This is a genomic window from Pseudomonas sp. NCIMB 10586, from assembly GCF_023127895.1.
Lineage (GTDB): Bacteria > Pseudomonadota > Gammaproteobacteria > Pseudomonadales > Pseudomonadaceae > Aquipseudomonas > Aquipseudomonas synxantha_A.
The window spans coordinates 110,244-128,876 of the sequence record NZ_SPKQ01000008.1; the positions used below are offsets into that span (position 1 = coordinate 110,244).

Genomic DNA, 18,633 nt, shown 5'->3' on the forward strand with positions numbered 1-18,633 from the left:
TTGACAGTTCGCGCTAAAAAAACGGCGCTGCCCGACCAACGGACAGCGCCCTTTGCGCCTTAGAGCCCCTCCAACTCCGCCATCAAATCACTCAACCGATCCACCTTCTCGGCACTGATTTCATTGGCGGCCAACCCGTGGATATACGCGGCCAACTCCGCCACCGTGCTGCACTCGAACATCGCCCGCAGCGGCACATCGCGCTGCAACGTTTTCTGCACCCGCGAAGCGATCTGCGTAGCCAGCAGCGAGTGCCCACCCAGTTCGAAGAAATTGTCCTGCACCCCTACCCGCTCGACTTTCAGCACTTCGGCCCAGATAGCCGTCAACGTGGCTTCCAGTTCAGTGCGCGGCGCCACATAGTCCTGGCTGTGCAACTGGCCGATCTCCAAAGCCGGCAGGGCCTTGCGGTCGAGTTTGCCGTTGGCGTTGAGGGGCAGGCGTTCTAGCCATAGCCACTGCAGCGGCACCATGTATTCGGGCAGTTCGGCACGCAGGCGTTGCTTGATGCGCTCCAAGTGTTCGCTCGGGTCCAGCGTGGCGTCGGCAGCCACCAGGTAGCCGACCAGGTGCTTGCCATTGGCCCCCTCTTGCACACCCACCGCCGCATCACGCACCTGCGGTTGTTCGTGCAGGCGCGCTTCGATTTCACCCAGTTCGATGCGGTAGCCGCGAATCTTCACCTGGTGGTCAATACGCCCGACATACTCCAGCACACCATCGCTGCGACGCCGCGCCAGGTCGCCGGTACGGTAGAGGCGCTCGCCGGGCGCGCCAAAGGGGTTGGGTACAAACGCCTGGGCGGTGCGCAGCGGATCGCTGACGTAGCCGCGACCGACACCGGTGCCGGCGACGCACAATTCGCCGACAGCTCCTTGTGGCACCAACTCCAAGGCGCCATCGAGCAGGTACAAACGGTTGTTGTCGGTCGGCGTACCAATCGGCAGGTAAGTGCCACGGGTCGAGGCCAGGTCGACGCGGAAGAACGCCACATCATCCGAGCACTCCGCCGGGCCATAAGCGTTAACCAGACCAATCTGCGGATAGCGCAGTAACCACTGGTGCGCCAGTTCCGGAGGCATTGCCTCACCCGTCGGCAACATCCAGCGCAGGCCATCGAGGCCGATACGCTCCTGGGCCAACATGCCCTGGATCAGCGACGGCACACTCTCCAGCACAGTGATGCCCTGTGCTTGAACGTGCGCCAGCAACCCCTGCGGATCATGGGCAATGGTGTTCGGCACAATATCTACCCGCGCACCAAACAGAGGCGCGGCGAGGAACTGCCAGACGGAAATATCAAAGCTTTGCGAAGCGGTCTGGGCGATCACATCCGCGTCGCTCAGCCCCAGATACGGCACCTTGCTCAACTGGTTGTTGAGCATCCCGCGCTGTTCAACCATCACGCCCTTGGGCAAGCCGGTGGAGCCCGAGGTATAGATCACGTAGGCGAGGTTGTCCGGGCCGCTATAGAAGCCTGGGTTATCGCCACGGGCAGGGATTTCCTCCCACACCAGCAGTTGGCAGTCGACGCCTTCGAGCAGTTCGATGGCCTGTTCCCGGCACGCCTCGGTGCACACCAGCAAGGGCGTGCGGCTCAGGTCGATGATGCGGCTCAGGCGCGGACCCGGCAGCCCCGGATCCAGCGGCAGGTAGCCGGCACCGGCCTTGAAACTGCCGATGATCATGCCCAGCAGGTCCAACCCACGTTCAGCCAGCAACGCCACCGGTTGGTCCAGGCCCACACCCGCCGCAATCAGCGCGTGGCCCAGGCCATTGCTGCGGCGGTTCAGCTCGTCATAGCTCCATTGCTGGTCGAGGCAACTGGCGGCGATACGCTGCGGATGTTGCGCCACCTGTTGCTCGAACAACTCGATGTAGCTGCGCTCCAGCGGGTAGGCATGTGCGCTCTGGTTACAGCCTTCCACCAGGAATTCACGTTCCTGCTCGCCAATCAGCGGCAAATCAGCCATGTCGCCATGGAAGCCTTGCACCAGCGCCAGCAGCAGGCGCTTGAACTCACTGAGCATGCCTTGCACGGTGCTTTCGTCGAAGTAGCGCTGATCGTAGGACAGGTGCAAACCAAGGTCATCCCCTGGATAACACACGGCAGTCAGCGGGAAGTTGGTGTGGGTGCGCCCGGAATCGGACGTGGCATTCAGGCTTTGCGCACGGTCCAGCACCGAGACTTCCACCGGGGCGTTTTCGAACACAAACAGGCTGTCGAACAACGGCTGGCCCTTGGGCAGTTCGCTGTGCTCCTGGATGGTCACCAGCGGCAGGTATTCGTACTCGCGCAGCTGCATATTGCTGTCGAGCAAACCGCTCAACCACTGGCGCACGCTGCAAGGCTGGCCGTCCTCGGGCAGTTTCACCCGCAGTGCGATGCTGTTGATAAACAGGCCGACGGTACGTTGCATCTCAGGCATCTCTACCGGGCGCCCGGCCACCGTGACACCGAACAACACATCGCGATCGCCACTCAAGCGACGCAGCACCAATGCCCATGCCGCCTGGGCAAAGGTGTTGACGGTGAGCTGGTGCGCCTGCGCCAGCTCACGCAGTTGCGCACCGTCACGGGCATCGAGGCGGGTGTAGCAGTCGCCCACCACCATGCCGCCGCTACCGCCGGCATGTTCGCGCAGGAGCGGGCGATCGCTCGGGATCGGCGTGGTGCGTTCGAAGCCTTGCAGGTTTTGTTGCCACCACTGGCGCGCTTCATTGAGGTTCTGGCGTTGCAGCCAGGCGATGTAGTCGCGGTAGCGCGGCGGCGTCGCCAGTTGCGCGTCGCGACCCTCACCCAGGGCCATGTAGATATCGAAGAAATCATTCATCAACAGCGAACGGCACCATGCATCGATGAGGATGTGGTGGTTGCTCATCATGAACCAGTAACGTGCCTCCCCCACGCGGATCAGGCGCAAGTGGAACGGGGCCTGGTTGAGCAGATCGAATCCTGCTTCACGCTCGGCCTTGAGCAACGCTTGCAGGCGCGGTTCCTGCTCATCCTGCGGGTCGGCGCTCCAGTCCAGGTATTCAATCGGCGTACTGCCGGGCTTGTGGATCACTTGCAGCATGTCTTCGCCGACGTTCCAGCAGAACGAAGCGCGCAAGGCTTCGTGGCGGGCGATCACCGCTTGCCAGGCCTGGGCGAAACGCTCGGGGTCCAGGGCACTGTTGATGCGGTAACGGTCCTGCATGTAATACAGGCCGGTGCCCGGTTCCAGCAAGGTATGCAGCAACAGGCCCTCTTGCATCGGGGTCAGCGGATAGACGTCTTCGATGGCGCTGGCCGGAACCGGCAAGGCATCCAGTTGCGCCTGGGTCAGGTGCGCCAAGGGGAAATCGGACGGTGTGAGGCCACCGGCATCGTCCTGCAGGCAATGGGCGATCAGGCTGCGCAGTTCGGCCAGGTAGGCGTCGGCCAGATTGCGGATGGTGTGCGCATCGTGGCGTTCACGGCTGAAGGTCCAGCGCAGCACCAGCTCACCGCCGTAGACCTGGCTGTCGACACTCAGCTCATTGGGCAGCGGTGCATCCGGGTCATGGGCCAGGCCGGCGGACTCATCCAGCGGGTGGAACAGCGCCTCGGCGCCAAAGCTCTGGTCGAACTGACCGAGGTAGTTGAAGGTGATGTCGGCGCCTGGCAATGCCGCCATGCTGCGTTTGCACAGGTCGTCCGCCAGGTAGCGCAGCACGCCGTAGCCCAAGCCCTTGTGCGGCACGCCGCGCAGTTGCTCCTTGATCGCCTTGATCGAGGCGCCCTGCTCGGCCAGCGGGGTCAGACGCAACGGGTAGGCGCTGGTGAACCAACCGACGCTGCGCGTCAGGTCGATCTCATCGAACAACGGTTCGCGGCCGTGGCCTTCCAGCTGAATCAAAGCCGAGTCGTGGCCGCTCCAGCGGCACAGCACGCGGGCCAGGGCCGTCAACAATAAGTCGTTGACCTGGGTGCGGTAGGCGCTCGGCGCTTGCTGCAACAGTTGGCGCGTGGTCTCTGCGTCCAGGCGCACGCTGACCGTCTCGGCGTCACGATTGCGCAAGCTGCCTTGCGCGCGTGCCACCGGCAGTGTCACGGCCGGGCCGGCCAACTGGTCCTGCCACAGGCTTAACTCTTCGCGCAGGGATTCGCTGCCGGCGTACGCCTGCAAACGCGCGGCCCAATCGCGCAACGCGCTGGTCTTGGCCGGCAGGCTGACAGACTGGCCGTCACTGAGTTGGCGATAAACGTTTTGCAGATCCTCCAGCAATACACGCCACGACACGCCATCGACCACCAGGTGATGGATCGCGATCAGCAAGCGCTGCTGGCCCTGCGGCCCGTCCACCAGCAACGCACGCAACAGCGGCCCGTGCTCAAGGTCGAGGCTGCGCTGGGTATCGGTGAACAGCGCGGTGCATTGCTCCATGTCGCGCACCTGCGCCTGCATCAGCACGCCGCCTTCCGGCACGGCCAGGTGTTCGGCATGCCACTGCGCGTCGCGCCGGGTGAAGCTCAGGCGCAGCGCGTCGTGATGTTCCAGCACCGCCAGCAACGCTTGCTCCAGGCGATGGGGGTCGAGCAGTTGCAATGGCTTGAGCACCAGCGCCTGGTTCCAGTGCTGGCGCGCCGTAATATCGGTGTCGAAGAACCAATGCTGGATCGGCGTAAGCCCAGAGCTGCCGGTCAATACACCTTGCTCGGCGGTGACCTGCTGCGAACGGGTGGCGACAGCGGCCAGGGTTTGCACGGTCTGGTGCTGGAACAGGTCACGGGGGCTGAAATGGATCCCGGCCTGGCGCGCCCGGCTGACCACTTGGATCGACAGGATCGAGTCACCGCCCAGCTCAAAGAAGTTATCGTCGAGGCCGACTTGCTGCACATTCAACACCGCGCACCAGATGGCGGCCAGGCTGTGTTCCAGCGCATTGCGTGGCGCTACGTAGGCTTGGCGATTGGCCTCAGGGTCCGGCTCAGGCAAGGCGCGGCGGTCGAGCTTGCCGTTGGCGGTCAGCGGCATACTGTCCAGCACGATCAAATGCGCAGGCACCATGTAGTCCGGCAGTTGCGCCTTGAGGTGCGCCTTCAGCGCCTCGCGCAAGGCGACAGGCTCGGCATCGCTGACCAGGTACGCCACCAGTTGCTTGCCGCTCGGTGCATCCAGGGCCAGCACTACCGCTTCGCGCACGGCGGCATGTTCGAGCAAGCGCGTTTCAATCTCGCCCAACTCGATACGGAAACCGCGAATCTTCACCTGGTGGTCGATACGCCCCAGGTATTCCACCAGGCCATCGGCGCGTTGACGCACCAGGTCGCCGGTGCGGTACAGGCGCCCGCCCTTGGCGGCAAACGGATCGGCGACAAACCGCTCCGCAGTCATCCCTGGCCGGCGGTGGTAGCCCTGGGCCAGGCCGGCACCGCCGATATACAACTCACCACTGGCGCCTTGGGGCACCAGCGCCAGGTCGGCGTCGAGAATGTAGGCCACGCGCTCACCGATGATGCTGCCAATCGGCACGCTGCCGGCGCCCTCCTCCAACTGCTGCGGCGCCAGGCTGGCCAGCGGCATCACCACGGTTTCGGTGGGGCCATAGGCGTTGAAGAACACCTCAGGCATGAACGCCGCACGAATACGTTGCAGGTGCTCGCCGGTCAAGGCTTCGCCACCGGTGATGCACATGCGCACCGGCAAGGTCTGCTGCCGGGTCGCCAGCCACTGCGCCAACTGGCTGCCATAGCTGGGGGTAAAGCCAAGGATATTGATGCGATGGGTACGAATCAGCGCGCAGATTTCTTCGGCATCCCACTGGCCCTGGGCGCGCAATACCACGTGGGCACCGCTGAGCAGCGGCACCAGCAAACGCTCGGTGGCGGCGTCGAAGTTGATCGAATAAAAGTGCAGCTCGCAGTCATCCGGACGCATACCGAACCGTTCGATCACCGCCTGACAATGCATGGCGATTTCACCGTGGGACACCACCACTCCCTTGGGCTTGCCAGTGGAGCCGGAGGTATAGATCAGGTACGCCTGGTGTTGCGCCAGGCTCACAAACGGCAGCGCATCGGCAGGGTAATTCTCCAGCACCGGCAGGTCGTCTTCCAGGCACCAGCACGCCACGGTCGTCGGTAATTCGCCGAGGGCTTCGAACATCGCCGCATCGCTGAGCAGCAGGCCGATGTCGCTGTCCTCGATCATGTAATGCAGGCGGTCCAACGGGTATTCCGGGTCCAGCGGCACATAGGCGCCACCGGCCTTGAGGATCGCCAGCAGGCCGATGACCATTTCCAGCGAGCGCGGCAGTGCCAGGCCGACCCGTACCTGCGGGCCCACCCCGCGCTCGCGCAGCATCCAGGCCAGGCGGTTGGCGCGGGCGTCCAGCTCAGCATAAGTGAGCGTCACACCGGCAAAGGTCAGCGCTGGGGCATCGGCACGCTGGCTGGCTTGATGGCTGAACAGCTGATGGATGCATTGGTCGAGGCGATGCTCGCCCTTCTCAACCCCGAGGCTGTCCTGCAATGCGCGCTGTTCATCTGCGCTCAACAACGGCAATTCGCTGAGACGCTGCTGCGGGTTGGCGATCAAGGCGTGCAACAGGTTGCGCCAATGTTCGGCCATGCGCGCAATGCGCGGTTCATCAAACAGGTCGGTGCTGTAGGTCAGGCAGCAACCCAGGCGATGGTCGAGGTCGGTGACTTCCAGGTTAAGGTCGAACTTGGTCGCCCGCGCATCGTTGGCCAGGTACTCGACGGTCATGCCCGCCAGTTGGCGGCTCTGCTGGAACTCCCAGCGCTGCACGTTGCACATCACCTGGAACAGTGGGTTATACGCGGCACTTCGCGCCGGTTGCAGGGCTTCCACCAGATGATCGAACGGCAGGTCCTGGTGAGACTGGCCCTCGATCACCGTATGACGGACTTGCTCGAACAGCTGGGCGACACTCATCTGCCCATCGAGCTGGCAACGCAGCACCTGGGTGTTGAGGAACGCGCCGATCAGCCCTTCGCTTTCCGGACGAATGCGGTTGGCGACCGGCGCGCCGATGCGCAGGTCGGTCTGGCCGCTGTAGCGGTAGAGCAACACGGCCAGGGTGGCGGTCATGGTCATGAACAGCGTGAGGCCACGCTCGGCATTGAAGGCGCGCACGCGGGCGGCCAACTCATCGCTCAGGTCAAAGCGGTACAGCTCGCCCTGGTGGCTTTGTACCGCAGGCCGTGGGCGATCACCGGGCAGTTCCAGCAGAGGATGTTCAGTGCCCAGTTGCGCGGTCCAGTAATCCAGCTGGCGTTGGCGCTCGCCGGACTCCAGCCACTGGCGCTGCCACACGCTGTAGTCGAGGTACTGCACCGGCAGCGGCACCAGCGGCGAATCGCGTTCGTCGATAAAAGCTTCGTACAAGGCGCTGAGTTCACGGGCAAAGATGTCCATGGCCCAGCCTTCGGTGACGATATGGTGCAGGGTCAGCACCAGGTAGTGTTCCTGCTCGCCGGCCTTGACCAGGCAGGCCCGCAGCAGCGGCCCGGTTTCCAGGTTGAACGGCGTGTGCGCTTCTTGATCCGCCAGTTGCTGCAAACGCTGTTGGCGCTCGGTTTCGCTCAGCGCTGAGAAGTCCTGCCAGTCCATGCGCACGCCGGTCTGCGGTGCGACGTTCTGGCACGCCACGCCGTCAACGCTCGGGAAGGTGGTACGCAGGGTTTCGTGACGCATGATCAATGCCTGCAACGCCGCCTCGAAACGTTGCACATCCAGCACGCCGCGCAGGCGCGCCATGCCGCCGACGTTGTAGGCCGGGCTGTCCGGTTCCATCTGCCAGAGGAACCACATGCGCTGCTGGGAATAGGACAAGGGCACGGGCGCGCTACGGTCGACTTTGGCGATTGCGCTTTGTTGGTTGCGCTGCCCCGCCGCCTGGATCAGCCCGACCTGCTCGACAAAGGCGCCCAACTCACTGGCTTCGAACAGGGTGCGCAACGGCAGCTCGACGTCACACGCCTGGCGGGTGCGCGAGATGATTTGCGTGGCCAGCAACGAGTGCCCGCCCAAGGCGAAGAAGTCATCGCGCAGGCCAATGCGCGGCAGGCCCAAGACCTCGCGCCAGATCGCGGCGATTTGCAGCTGCAAAGGCGTGTGCGGTTCGACGTGTTCGCGGGTTTGCCAGACCGGCTCGGGCAAGGCGCGCCGGTCGAGCTTGCCGCTGGGGCTCAGCGGCATGGCGTCCAGGCACATCAGCAGCGCGGGCACCATGTATTCCGGCAATTGGGCGGCCAGGGCGGTTTTGACCTGTTGCTCATCCAGTTCGGTGTGGGCGGTGTAATAGCCGATCAACTGCGCGTCGCGCACCAGCACCACGGCCTGGGCGATACCGTCCTGGGCCAGCAGGCGTGCTTCGATTTCTTCCGGTTCCACCCGGAACCCACGCAGTTTGACCTGCTGGTCCAGGCGCCCGAGGTATTCAAGCACGCCATCGACACTCCAGCGCGCCCGGTCACCGGTGCGATACAGGCGTGCGCCCGCCGCACCCAAGGGGTCCGCAACAAAGCGTTCGGCCGTCAGCCCGGCACGACCAAGATAACCACGCGCCAGGCCGATGCCGCCGATGCACAACTCGCCCGGCACCCCGGCCGGCAGCGGGTTGAGCTGCTCGTCGAGCACGCGGCAGATCACATTGCCCAACGGCCGACCAATCGGCGAGCGCTCACCATCGGTGGCGGAGCAATGCCAATGAGTAACGTTGATCGCGGTTTCGGTCGGGCCATAACGGTTGTGCAACTGCACCGCCGGCAACTGCGCCAACACGCGGTTGCGCAACTCGGCGGGCAGGGCTTCGCCACCGGAGAACATACGGCGCAGGCTGGTGCATTCGGCTGCCAGCGGTTCATCGATAAACAGCTGTAACAACGGTGGCACAAAGTGCAGCGTGGTCACGCCATGTTCCTGCACCAACTGCGCGATGCGGTGCGGGTCGCGGTGTTCACCCGGCCCCGCGAGCACCAGGCGGCAACCGGTGATCAGCGGCCAGAAACACTCCCACACCGACACGTCGAAACTGATCGGCGCCTTTTGCATCAGCACATCGGTTTCATTCAATTGATAGGTGGCCTGCATCCACTGCAAACGCTCGGCCAGCGCGCCATGGGTGTTGCCCACGCCCTTGGGTTGGCCGGTGGAACCGGAGGTATAAATCACGTAGGCAAGGTTGTCGCCATGCAGGTGCAAGCCCGGTGCCTGGGTTGGCCAGCTGTCGAGGTGCAGGCTGTCCATGGCGATCACGCACACGCCTTCGGCAGTCGGCAACTGCTCCAGCAACGCGGTTTGGGTCAGCAGCAGGTGTACGCCACTGTCCTTGAGCATGTAGGCCAGGCGCTCGGCAGGGTAATCCGGATCGAGCGGCACGTAGGCGCCACCGGCCTTGATGATGGCCAGCAGGCCGATCAGCAGTTGCGGCGAACGCTCGGCGGCGATGGCCACACACACGTCCGGGCCGACGCCTTTGTCGCGCAGGTAGTGAGCCAGGCGGTTGGCCTGGGTATGCAGTTGGGCGAAGGTCAGGCTGCCGTGCTGCCAGACCAGCGCAGTGGCGTCCGAATTCTGTTGGCTGAGCAACTCAGGCAACCACTGCCGGGCCGGCTCGCAGGGCGCTTCGCCCCAGGGTTGCTGCTGGCCGGGCGGCATCAACGGCAGGTCGCCGATGGCCTGTTGCGGTTGCTCGCAGACCGCTTGCAACACGCTGACGTAGTGCTCGGCCAGGCGCTGGATAGTCGCGCTTTCGAACAGCTCATCGGCGTAGTCGAACGACAGGCTGAAGCGCCCGTTGCGGTCTTCTTCGCTATGCAGTTGCAGGTCGAACTTGGCTTCGCGGCTGTGCCATGGCAGTTCATCGGCCAACAGCCCCGGCAAGCGGCGCAAGGCACTCAGATCACGTTGCTGGTGGTTGAACATCACCTGGAACAGGCCCTGTTCACGGGCCTGGGGGAAGGCTTCCAGCAATTGTTCGAAGGGCAAGTCCTGATGGGCCTGGGCCCCCAACGCACTGTGGCGGGTGGCGGCCAGCAGTTGGTCGAACGGCAGGCGCCCGTCCAGCTCGGCACGCAGTACCAGGGTGTTGATAAAGAAACCGATCAGGCCCTGGGTTTCCTGGCGCGGGCGGTTGGCATTGGGCACGCCGATGCGAATATCGCGCTGGCCGCTGTAGCGATGAAGCAAGGTCTGGAACGCCGCCAGCAACAGCATGAACGGGGTCGACTCATGAGCCTGAGCGGTTTGGCGAATCGCGGCGCTGAGGCGTGTATCCAGACGCAGGCTATGCCGCGAGGCGCTGTGCCGATGCTGGGCCGAACGCGGATGATCGGTGGCCAGGTTCAAGGCCGGATGCTCCTCACCCAACTGCGCCGTCCAGTACGCCAACTGGCGCGAGCCTTCGCCTTCGGCCAGCCATTGGCGCTGCCAGCTGCCGTAGTCGGCGTAGTGCAGGGCCAGCGGCAGCAGCTCAAGGGGCTGGCCCTGGACGGCAGCGGCGTACAGGCGCGAGAACTCGTCGATCAGGATATTCAGCGACCAGCCGTCGGCGATGATGTGGTGCAGCGTCACCAGCAGTTGGTGGTCTTCATCGTCCAGGCGCACCAGGGTAACCCACAGCAGCGGGCCTTTCTCCAGGTCGAATTGGGTACGCGCTTCATCTTCGCGAATCTGCTGCGCACGCGCTTCGCGCTCGGCAGCGGGCAAGTCACTGAGGTCGATGACTTGCAGCGCAAAATCCGTCGCGGCCTCGACACGCTGAAAGCCCTGACCCTCGCGCTCGTAAAAACGCGTACGCAGGGCTTCGTGGCGTTGGATCAGTTGCTGGAAGCTTGCGCGCAACGCCTCTTCATCCAGCTCGCCACGTAGGTGCAAGGCGCCGGGAATGGTGTAGGCGCTGCTGTGCGGGTCCAACTGCCAGGTGATCCACAGGCGGTTCTGTGCCAGCGACTGGGGCAGCTCTTCCTGGCGCGACAACGCGTGAATCACGCCCTGGGCGACGCCGCCGTCCTGTTGCAATTGCGCCACGCCCGCCGCGAAGGCAGACAGCGTCGGTGCCTCGAACAGCAGGCGCAGGTTCAGTTCCAGGCCCAGGGTTTCACGCAGGCGGGCGACCACTTGGGTGGCGCTGATGGAGTTGCCACCCAGCAGGAAGAAATGGTCATCGGCGGCCACGCTGGGCAGTTGCAGTTGCTCGCACCAGATCGCCGCGATCTGTTGTTGCACATCAGACGCCAGCGCCGCGCCGCTCGCAGCCTCTTGTACTCCGGGGAATTGCGCATAGCTATCGAGGCTGCCATCGGCGTGGCGAATCGCACAGGCTGCGCGCTGTACCTTACCGCTGGAGGTTTTCGGCAGCGCACCGGGGTTAAGCAGCACCACCACGCTCGGGGCTTGCTGGCAGGACTCGGCCACCGCTTGGCGGATCGCTTTGATCAGTGCTTCCGGCGGCAGGATTTTCTGCACGCTGCGGCTGATTTCCGCAGCAATGCCGATGCCCTCCAGGCCCTGGTCATTCACGGCAAAGGCGGCGACGCGACCTTTGCGCACCACCTCCACTTCACGCTCGATGGTCTGTTCAATGTCCTGGGGGTAGAGGTTGTGGCCGCGCACGATCAGCAGGTCTTTGAGGCGACCGGTGATATACACCTCGCCGTCGCGGATGAAACCCAGGTCACCGGTGCGCAACCAGGTGCGGCCGGCGTGCTGGACGAAGGTCTTGGCGCTGGCTTCGGGGTTGCGCCAGTAACCGTGGGCGATACTCGGCCCCGTGGCCCAGAGTTCGCCGACACAGTTGTCGGCAAGCTCGGTGAGGGTATGCGGGTCGGCGATCAGCACAGCGTGGTCCGGCTGGCTGGTGCCGCAACTCATGATCGCACTGCCCTGGCCCGGTTCGGCACGGTTGGCGGCCAGCGCTTGCTCGTCCATGTGCATCGCGGGAATCCCGCAACCACGGGTGCCGCCGGCAACAAACAGGGTCGCTTCGGCCAAACCGTAGGAGGCGAAGAAGTTGTTCGGAGTGAAACCGCAGACGGCGAATTTTTCCGCGAAGCGCTCCAGGGTATCGAGGCGAATCGGCTCGGAGCCGGAATAGGCCACGCGCCAGCGGCTCAAATCCAGGCGTTCGAGGGCCGACTCGCTGACCCGCTCGCTGCACAGGCGGTAGGCGAAATCCGGACCGCCACTGATGGTGCCGCCGTATTCGCTGATCGCTTCCAGCCAACGCAACGGTCGGCCGAGAAAATAGGCCGGCGACATCAACACACAGGGCACGCCGCTGAAAATCGGTTGCAGCAGGCCACCGATCAGGCCCATGTCGTGATACAGCGGCAACCAGCTGACGATCACATCATCGGGGTTGAGGTCGATACCGAAGCCACGACGGATCAGCACTTCGTTGGCCACCAGGTTGCCATGGCTGACTTGCACGCCCTTGGGCAAGGCGGTGGAGCCCGAGGTGTATTGCAGGAAGGCGATGTCGTCGGCCTGCAATTGGGGCTCGACCCAGTGCTCGGCAAGCTGCGCCTCCAGGGTGTCCACGCTCAGCACCGGCGGCGCGTTTTCAATCTGCGCCAGGTCCTCGCTGAGGCTGGCAATCGTCAACAACAGGCGCGGCTCGGCATCGCTGATGATCGACAGCAGGCGCTCCTGGTGATGGCGGCGCGTGGACTCCGGCGGATACGCCGGCACCGCGATCACCCCGGCATACAGGCACCCAAAGAACGCTGCGACGTAGTCCGGGCCGCTGGGGAACAGCAGCACCGCCCGTTCGCCAAGGCCGGCATTGGCTTGCAAGGCGGCGGCGATGGTGCGGGCGCGTTGGTCCAGGTCGCGGTAGCTGAGTACCACACTGTGCTCGGCGCTGTCGGCGAGGAAGCGCAACGCGACCTCATCCGGTGTCTGCGCAGCGCGGCGTTGAAGGGACTGGACCAGGGTGCGGGGGAGTTCGAAGGCGTCCATCATGGGGTTCCTGCCTGAAATCGGCTTACGGGAAATTCGGGAAATCGGTGAGGTTCAGCCGGCGGCAAGTTGCCGTGCCGCGCCAATGCGCCAGCGCGCCAAGTGCTCGTCGGCATAGCGCCGCAGGCAGCGCAATACGGCGCTTTCGTGCTGTACGAGAAAGAAGTGATGGCCGTCGAACATATCCAGGGAGAAACCGCTGGCGGCGTCGAGTTGCCAGTCGAGCAACTGGTCGGCGCGTACGCTGTCCTGCTTGCCGCCAAACACATGGATTGGCAGGCCAAGCGGCTCGCGCTCGCCGTAGATGAAACTGCCGCACAGCAGAAAGTCGGCGCGCAGGATCGGCAACATCAACTGCATCAACTCGGGGCTGGCCAGGGCTTCTTCGGCAGTGCCCTGCAATTCGCGCAGGCGGGCGATGAGTTGGGCATCGGTCTTCTCGATAGCGTATTCGCTGACATCGCGCCGCGCCGGGCCAGCCGTGCCTGAAGCAAATAACGCCAGGGGCGCAGGCACATTGCGCGCGCTCAAGGCATGGGCCAACTCAAACGCCAACAGCCCACCCAGGCTGTGACCGAACAAGGCATAAGGACCGTCGAGATCACGGCTGATTTCCTCAGCCAATTGCGCCGCCAGAGCCTTGATATCGCGCTGCAACGGCTCGTCCATGCGCCTGCCGCGCCCGGGTAATTCCAGCGGGCATACCTGCAACCAATCCGGCAGGACGCGGCGCCAGCGAGCATAGACCGAGGCGCTGGCGCCTGAGTGGGGCAGGCAAAACAGACGCAGCCGGGCGGGCGTATTCATCACGCAAGCACTCCAAACTGACACATGCCCAATGCACGATAAAAACCCATCTGCTCCTCCTGCGGGTGCTGATCCTTGGCCGTTTGTTAACAAGCCTGTCACCCAGAAGAACGGACGGCCCCGGCAAATAATTAGTCGCAGGCGTCGAGCGAGACGTAGTTCACACCTTCCACAAAGGCATAAGATTAGTTCGCCTTCTCATTTGACAATCATTATCATTAAGCATAATTTGTTGCCCGATGTGTAGGAGGCCTCAGCAAGGACGCCCTCCCCTAACCTCTTTTGCGACAAGGTGATTTCCATGACGGAACAAGTATCCACAGGCAGGTGCGACTCACCCCTTCTGCAGGCGTTCGTCGATAATCGACTGATATTGGTGAAGATCGCCGCACGCATTACCGGGTGCCGCTCCCGTGCCGAAGACGTGGTACAGGACGCCTACTTCCGATTGCAGTCAGCGCCGACGATCACTTCATCGTTCAAAGCCCAACTGAGTTACCTGTTCCAGATCGTGCGTAACCTGGCGATCGATCATTACCGCAAGCAGGCCCTGGAGCTCAAATACTCCGGGACCGAAGAGGAAGGCTTGAATGTGGTCATTCACGGCGCTTCACCGGAAACCTCCCATATCAATTTCAACACTCTGGAAAACATCGCCGACGCCCTGACGGAACTGCCCCAGCGCACCCGCTATGCGTTCGAGATGTACCGCCTGCATGGCGTGCCGCAAAAGGATATCGCCAAGGAGTTGGGGGTTTCGCCGACATTGGTGAACTTCATGATTCGCGATGCGCTGGTGCATTGCCGCAAGGTGTCGGGCAGCCACAGCGATACGTTTGCGCGCAGGGTTTGAGCGCGGCGGGCCCATGCTGCGGGAGCAGAGGCGTGATGCTGGTACCGATGAGCATGGGTATCCACACAACTCGTGTAGCCGCAACCAACCGTAACCACAATGCGAAGCGAGCCGCTCGTGATCTTGATCTTGATCTGCTTTTGATCTCAGGCGCCCCGTCAAACCACGCTGGCCGTAATTCGCCATGGATTTGGGGGGTAAACCGGCAGGGATGCCGGTTTAGCCGCCCCGCGCCATGGATGGCGCGTGGCGGCGGCCCCCCAAATCCATGGCGGATTACGGGCACACCGAGCCTAAGCGAGGTGCCGAGTGGTGGGGCAAGAGCCTTTTTGGTTACTTTTGGGGCTCTTTTCCAAAAGTGACCCGCTGTAAAAGCGGAACCCTAAGTGGCCGTTACCGCAGGAATGGATATGTACTCGGTCTGATCCAACATCCTGGTCGGCTCTTAGGCCGCCATCGGGGGCAAGCCCCCTCCCACATTTGGATCTTGGCGTGTCAGGTAGATATGCGCCAGCTATCCGACCGTCACGGGAGCCAGCTCCCTCGCGCCCCATCAAAAAGGTTTCAAATCCCCCTCAGGGCACTGGCGTCAGATCAATACGATACGGCTCGAAAATCTTCAGCATCTGCCCATTGTCCCGCAAGCCCTTGAGCAATGCGGAAAACGCCTCTGCCGTGATCGGTGCCTTGGGCCGCAGCAACGCGTAATGGTGATACACCTGGTCAATGCGCTCGGACACCAGAAATTGCCCGGCCATGTCCACATTGCGCACCAGAAAATCACTCAGGTACGAACGCGTCACCAAGGCAATATCAGCCCGCCCACGCGCGACCATCAACAGGTTGCTGTCATGGGAATAAGTCAAGGTGGCGTTGAAGTGCTGGGCCATGTTCCTGGGATCCGGGTTGAAACCCGCAAAGGCATAGTGATAGCCGCTGAAGACTGCCAGGCGCTTGCCGGCAAGGTCGGCAAAATAGCTTTCGTCGCGACCGGGCTGACGTTGGGCGACGAAGATTTCTGCGTCTTCCAGGCCCATGTCGACGCTGGTATGGGCAATATCCCGCCAGCCCCAGGACGGGTTTTCGAAGATCGCCATGTCGACCCGGCCTTGCTCGAAATCACGGAAACGCCGGGGAATAGATGTGGGTACCAAGACAAACTGGTAGTCGGTTTGCGCAGCGTTCAGGGCCTCGATCAATTGCGGCAGCAAACCGGTATCGGCACCTTGTTCAGGACGTACGGTGTAAGGCGGAAAGTGCGCCGCGCCGATCCTCACCAATTGCGCAGCGCCCGCCTGCGTCCACGCGGCGCTGCCCAGTGCCCATAATGCAAGTCCTGCAGCCAGCCGCCATGGCGAAAACATCGAGGCACACACCGTTGAATATTCTGATGGCGCTAAGCTAGGCGTTTTTATCGGGGGAGACAACGTTCGCCCTCAAATTAATAACGTGCACCTCAATCCGCCTTTAACACCATCAGCAGGGCCTCTTCGGCCAATTCTTCAAGGGTCAGGCTGCCCTGGGTACGGAACCAGGTAGTGGTCCAGGACAACGCGCCCGTCAGGAAGCGCCGAGTAATAAACACGTCACCGCGGATATACCCGGCGGTCTTGGCCTCACCCAATACCTGCAACCAGATATCTTCATAAACGTCGCGCAAGGCCAGCACCTGGGCCTGGCCCTCGGCCGACAGCGAACGCCATTCGTAGACCAGCACCGCCATGGCCTCGCCGCTGCCGCCCATGATCGACTGCAACTCGCAGCGAATCAGCGCCAGCACACGCTCGCGCACAGTGCTCGCCTCTTCCAGCGCGGCGCGCATCATTGCGGTGTTGTAGTGGATGGTTTCTTCCATCACCGCCCGCAGAATCTCGTCCTTGCTCTTGAAATGATGAAAGATGCTGCCCGACTGTATGCCCACGGCGCTGGCAAGGTCACGCACGGTAGTGCGCTCAAAACCCTTGTTGCGAAACAGGTGAGCCGCGGTTTGCAGCAATTTGCCCCGGGCGCTCTCGGGGTCGGTCAATCGGCCACCGGCGACCATGGCGCGCATCACCCCCAGGGCTTTGTGCTCATCCATGCTGCTCTCCTTCACTTGTGCTGACATCTTGGGCGGCAATTTAGGCCGTGGCCGCCACCCAAGCAAGCGCTTGGGTAAAACTTGTGCGCCCAGTTTACAAACCAAGCGCTTGCTTGGTAGTCTCGACGCCAGCCCCTGGAGGACGGATTTCTCATGAGCAAAACGGTTCGTATCGGCTGCGCCAGCGCCTTCTGGGGTGACACCTGCACGGCGGCCGCTCAATTGGTGCAAGGCGGCGCCCTGGATTACCTGGTGTTCGACTACCTGGCGGAAGTCACCATGTCGATTCTCGCCGGAGCACGCATGAAAGACCCCAAGGCCGGTTACGCCACGGACTTTGTCGAGGTCCTCACGCCCTTGCTGGCGGATCTCCAACGCCAGGGCATCCGCGTGATCAGCAATGCCGGCGGCATCAACCCCCAGGCCTGCGCCGCCGCCCTGCAAGCGGCCTGCGACCAGGCCGGCATTGCGCTGAAGATCGCGGTGCTGCTCGGCGATGACCTGCACCCCCAACTCAAACACCTGCCCAACGTCACCGACATGTTCAACGGCACCCCGCTGCCACCTTTGTGCGTGTCCGCCAATGCCTACCTCGGCGCGCCGGGGATTGCCCAGGCCCTGGAACTCGGCGCCGACATCGTCATCACCGGCCGGGTGGTCGACAGCGCGGTGGTCAGCGCGGCCCTGGTGCATGAGTTCAACTGGTCATGGCAGGACTACGATCATCTGGCCCAGGCCGCCCTGGCCGGGCATATCATCGAATGCGGTGCCCAGTGCACCGGCGGCAATTTCACCGATTGGCGCGACGTACCGGACTACGAGCACATCGGCTTCCCCATCGTCGAAGTCAGCGCCGACGGCCAGTTCACCGTCAACAAAGTCGAAGGCAGCGGCGGCCTGATCAGTGAACTCAGCGTGGCTGAACAGCTGCTGTATGAAATCGCTGATCCGCGCGCCTATCTGCTGCCGGATGTGATCTGCGATTTCAGCCAGGTCAAGTTGCAGCAGCAAGGCAAGCATTCAGTGCGCGTGCACGGCGCCAAGGGGCTGCCACCCACCGATCAGTACAAGGTCAGCGCCACCTATCCTGATGGTTTCCGCTGTACCGCCAGTTGCCTGCTTGCCGGGATCGACGCAGTGGCCAAGGCCGAGCGGGTCAGCCAGGCGATCATCAACAAGACCGAGCAACTGTTCAGCCAACGCGGTTGGGCGCCCTACACCGACGTGAACATTGAGCTGCTGGGCAGCGAAGCCACCTACGGCGCCCATGCCCGGCGTGAGGATTGCCGCGAAGTGGTGATGAAACTGGCCGTGAGGCACCCGAGCAAACAGGCCCTGGTGCTGTTCGCCCGCGAGATAGCGCAAGCGGCCACCGGCATGGCGCCGGGGCTCACCGGCATCGTCGGCGGGCGGCCTACGGTCTACCCGTTGATTCGGCTGTTTTCGTTTCTGATCGACAAGGCGGCCTGTGCACTGAGCATCGATTATCAAGGCCAACGCCATGCCGTCGAACTGCCCGCCGCGCTCCCCCTACGCACGCCCGCTGCCCCCATCGAACCGCCCAAACCCCAAGGCCGCGCCGACGCCAGCGTGCCCCTGGTGAAACTTGCCGTGGCGCGCTCCGGTGACAAGGGCAACCACAGCAATATCGGCGTGATCGCCCGCCACCCCGACTACCTGCCATGGATCGCCGAAACGCTGACCCGGGAGGTGATCGTCGACTGGATGAGCCACGTGCTCGACCCCCGTCACGGCCGCGTCGAGCGCTGGTATCTACCCGGCAGCCACAGCCTGAATTTCCTGCTGGAAAATGCCCTGGGCGGCGGTGGTATCGCCAGCCTGCGCATCGACCCGCAAGGCAAAGCCTTTGCCCAGCAACTGCTGGAAATCCCCATCGCCGTGCCGCAACACATTGCCGACCAACACACCTAAAGGACCGT

The 18,633-nt window shown here is 63.2% G+C and carries 6 protein-coding genes; 2 read left to right on the forward strand and 4 right to left on the reverse strand.

Annotation, left to right across the window (positions count from 1 at the left end):
- Positions 1-59: 59 nt before the first annotated feature.
- The gene (locus E4P01_RS04130; RefSeq protein ID WP_216091897.1) at positions 60-12,956 is read right to left on the reverse strand and encodes a non-ribosomal peptide synthetase; all 12,897 of its coding nucleotides are present in this window, start codon (positions 12,954-12,956) and stop codon (positions 60-62) included.
- Positions 12,957-13,007: 51 nt separating this feature from the next.
- Positions 13,008-13,760, reverse strand: coding sequence for an alpha/beta fold hydrolase (locus tag E4P01_RS04135; RefSeq protein WP_032880094.1), 753 nt, complete (start codon positions 13,758-13,760; stop codon positions 13,008-13,010).
- Positions 13,761-14,061: 301 nt separating this feature from the next.
- Here E4P01_RS04135 and E4P01_RS04140 point away from each other — a divergent pair, with 301 nt between their 5' ends.
- Positions 14,062-14,613: an RNA polymerase factor sigma-70 gene (locus E4P01_RS04140; protein ID WP_005789991.1), complete on the forward strand. Its 552-nt coding sequence runs from the start codon at positions 14,062-14,064 to the stop codon at positions 14,611-14,613.
- Between the two features lie 575 nt (positions 14,614-15,188).
- Here E4P01_RS04140 and E4P01_RS04145 read toward each other — a convergent pair.
- Both E4P01_RS04145 and E4P01_RS04150 read right to left on the reverse strand, forming a co-directional pair.
- Entirely contained in the window at positions 15,189-15,977 is a 789-nt protein-coding gene (locus tag E4P01_RS04145; protein WP_078821952.1) for a transporter substrate-binding domain-containing protein, read from the reverse strand.
- 92 nt (positions 15,978-16,069) lie between these two features.
- The gene (locus E4P01_RS04150; protein ID WP_005789994.1) at positions 16,070-16,693 is read right to left on the reverse strand and encodes a TetR/AcrR family transcriptional regulator; all 624 of its coding nucleotides are present in this window, start codon (positions 16,691-16,693) and stop codon (positions 16,070-16,072) included.
- A gap of 153 nt (positions 16,694-16,846) precedes the next feature.
- Between E4P01_RS04150 and E4P01_RS04155 the strand changes: the two genes are divergently transcribed.
- Positions 16,847-18,625 carry an acyclic terpene utilization AtuA family protein gene (locus E4P01_RS04155; protein WP_216091898.1) on the forward strand — a complete coding sequence of 593 codons (1,779 nt, stop codon included), beginning with the start codon at positions 16,847-16,849 and terminating at the stop codon, positions 18,623-18,625.
- Positions 18,626-18,633: the final 8 nt, after the last annotated feature.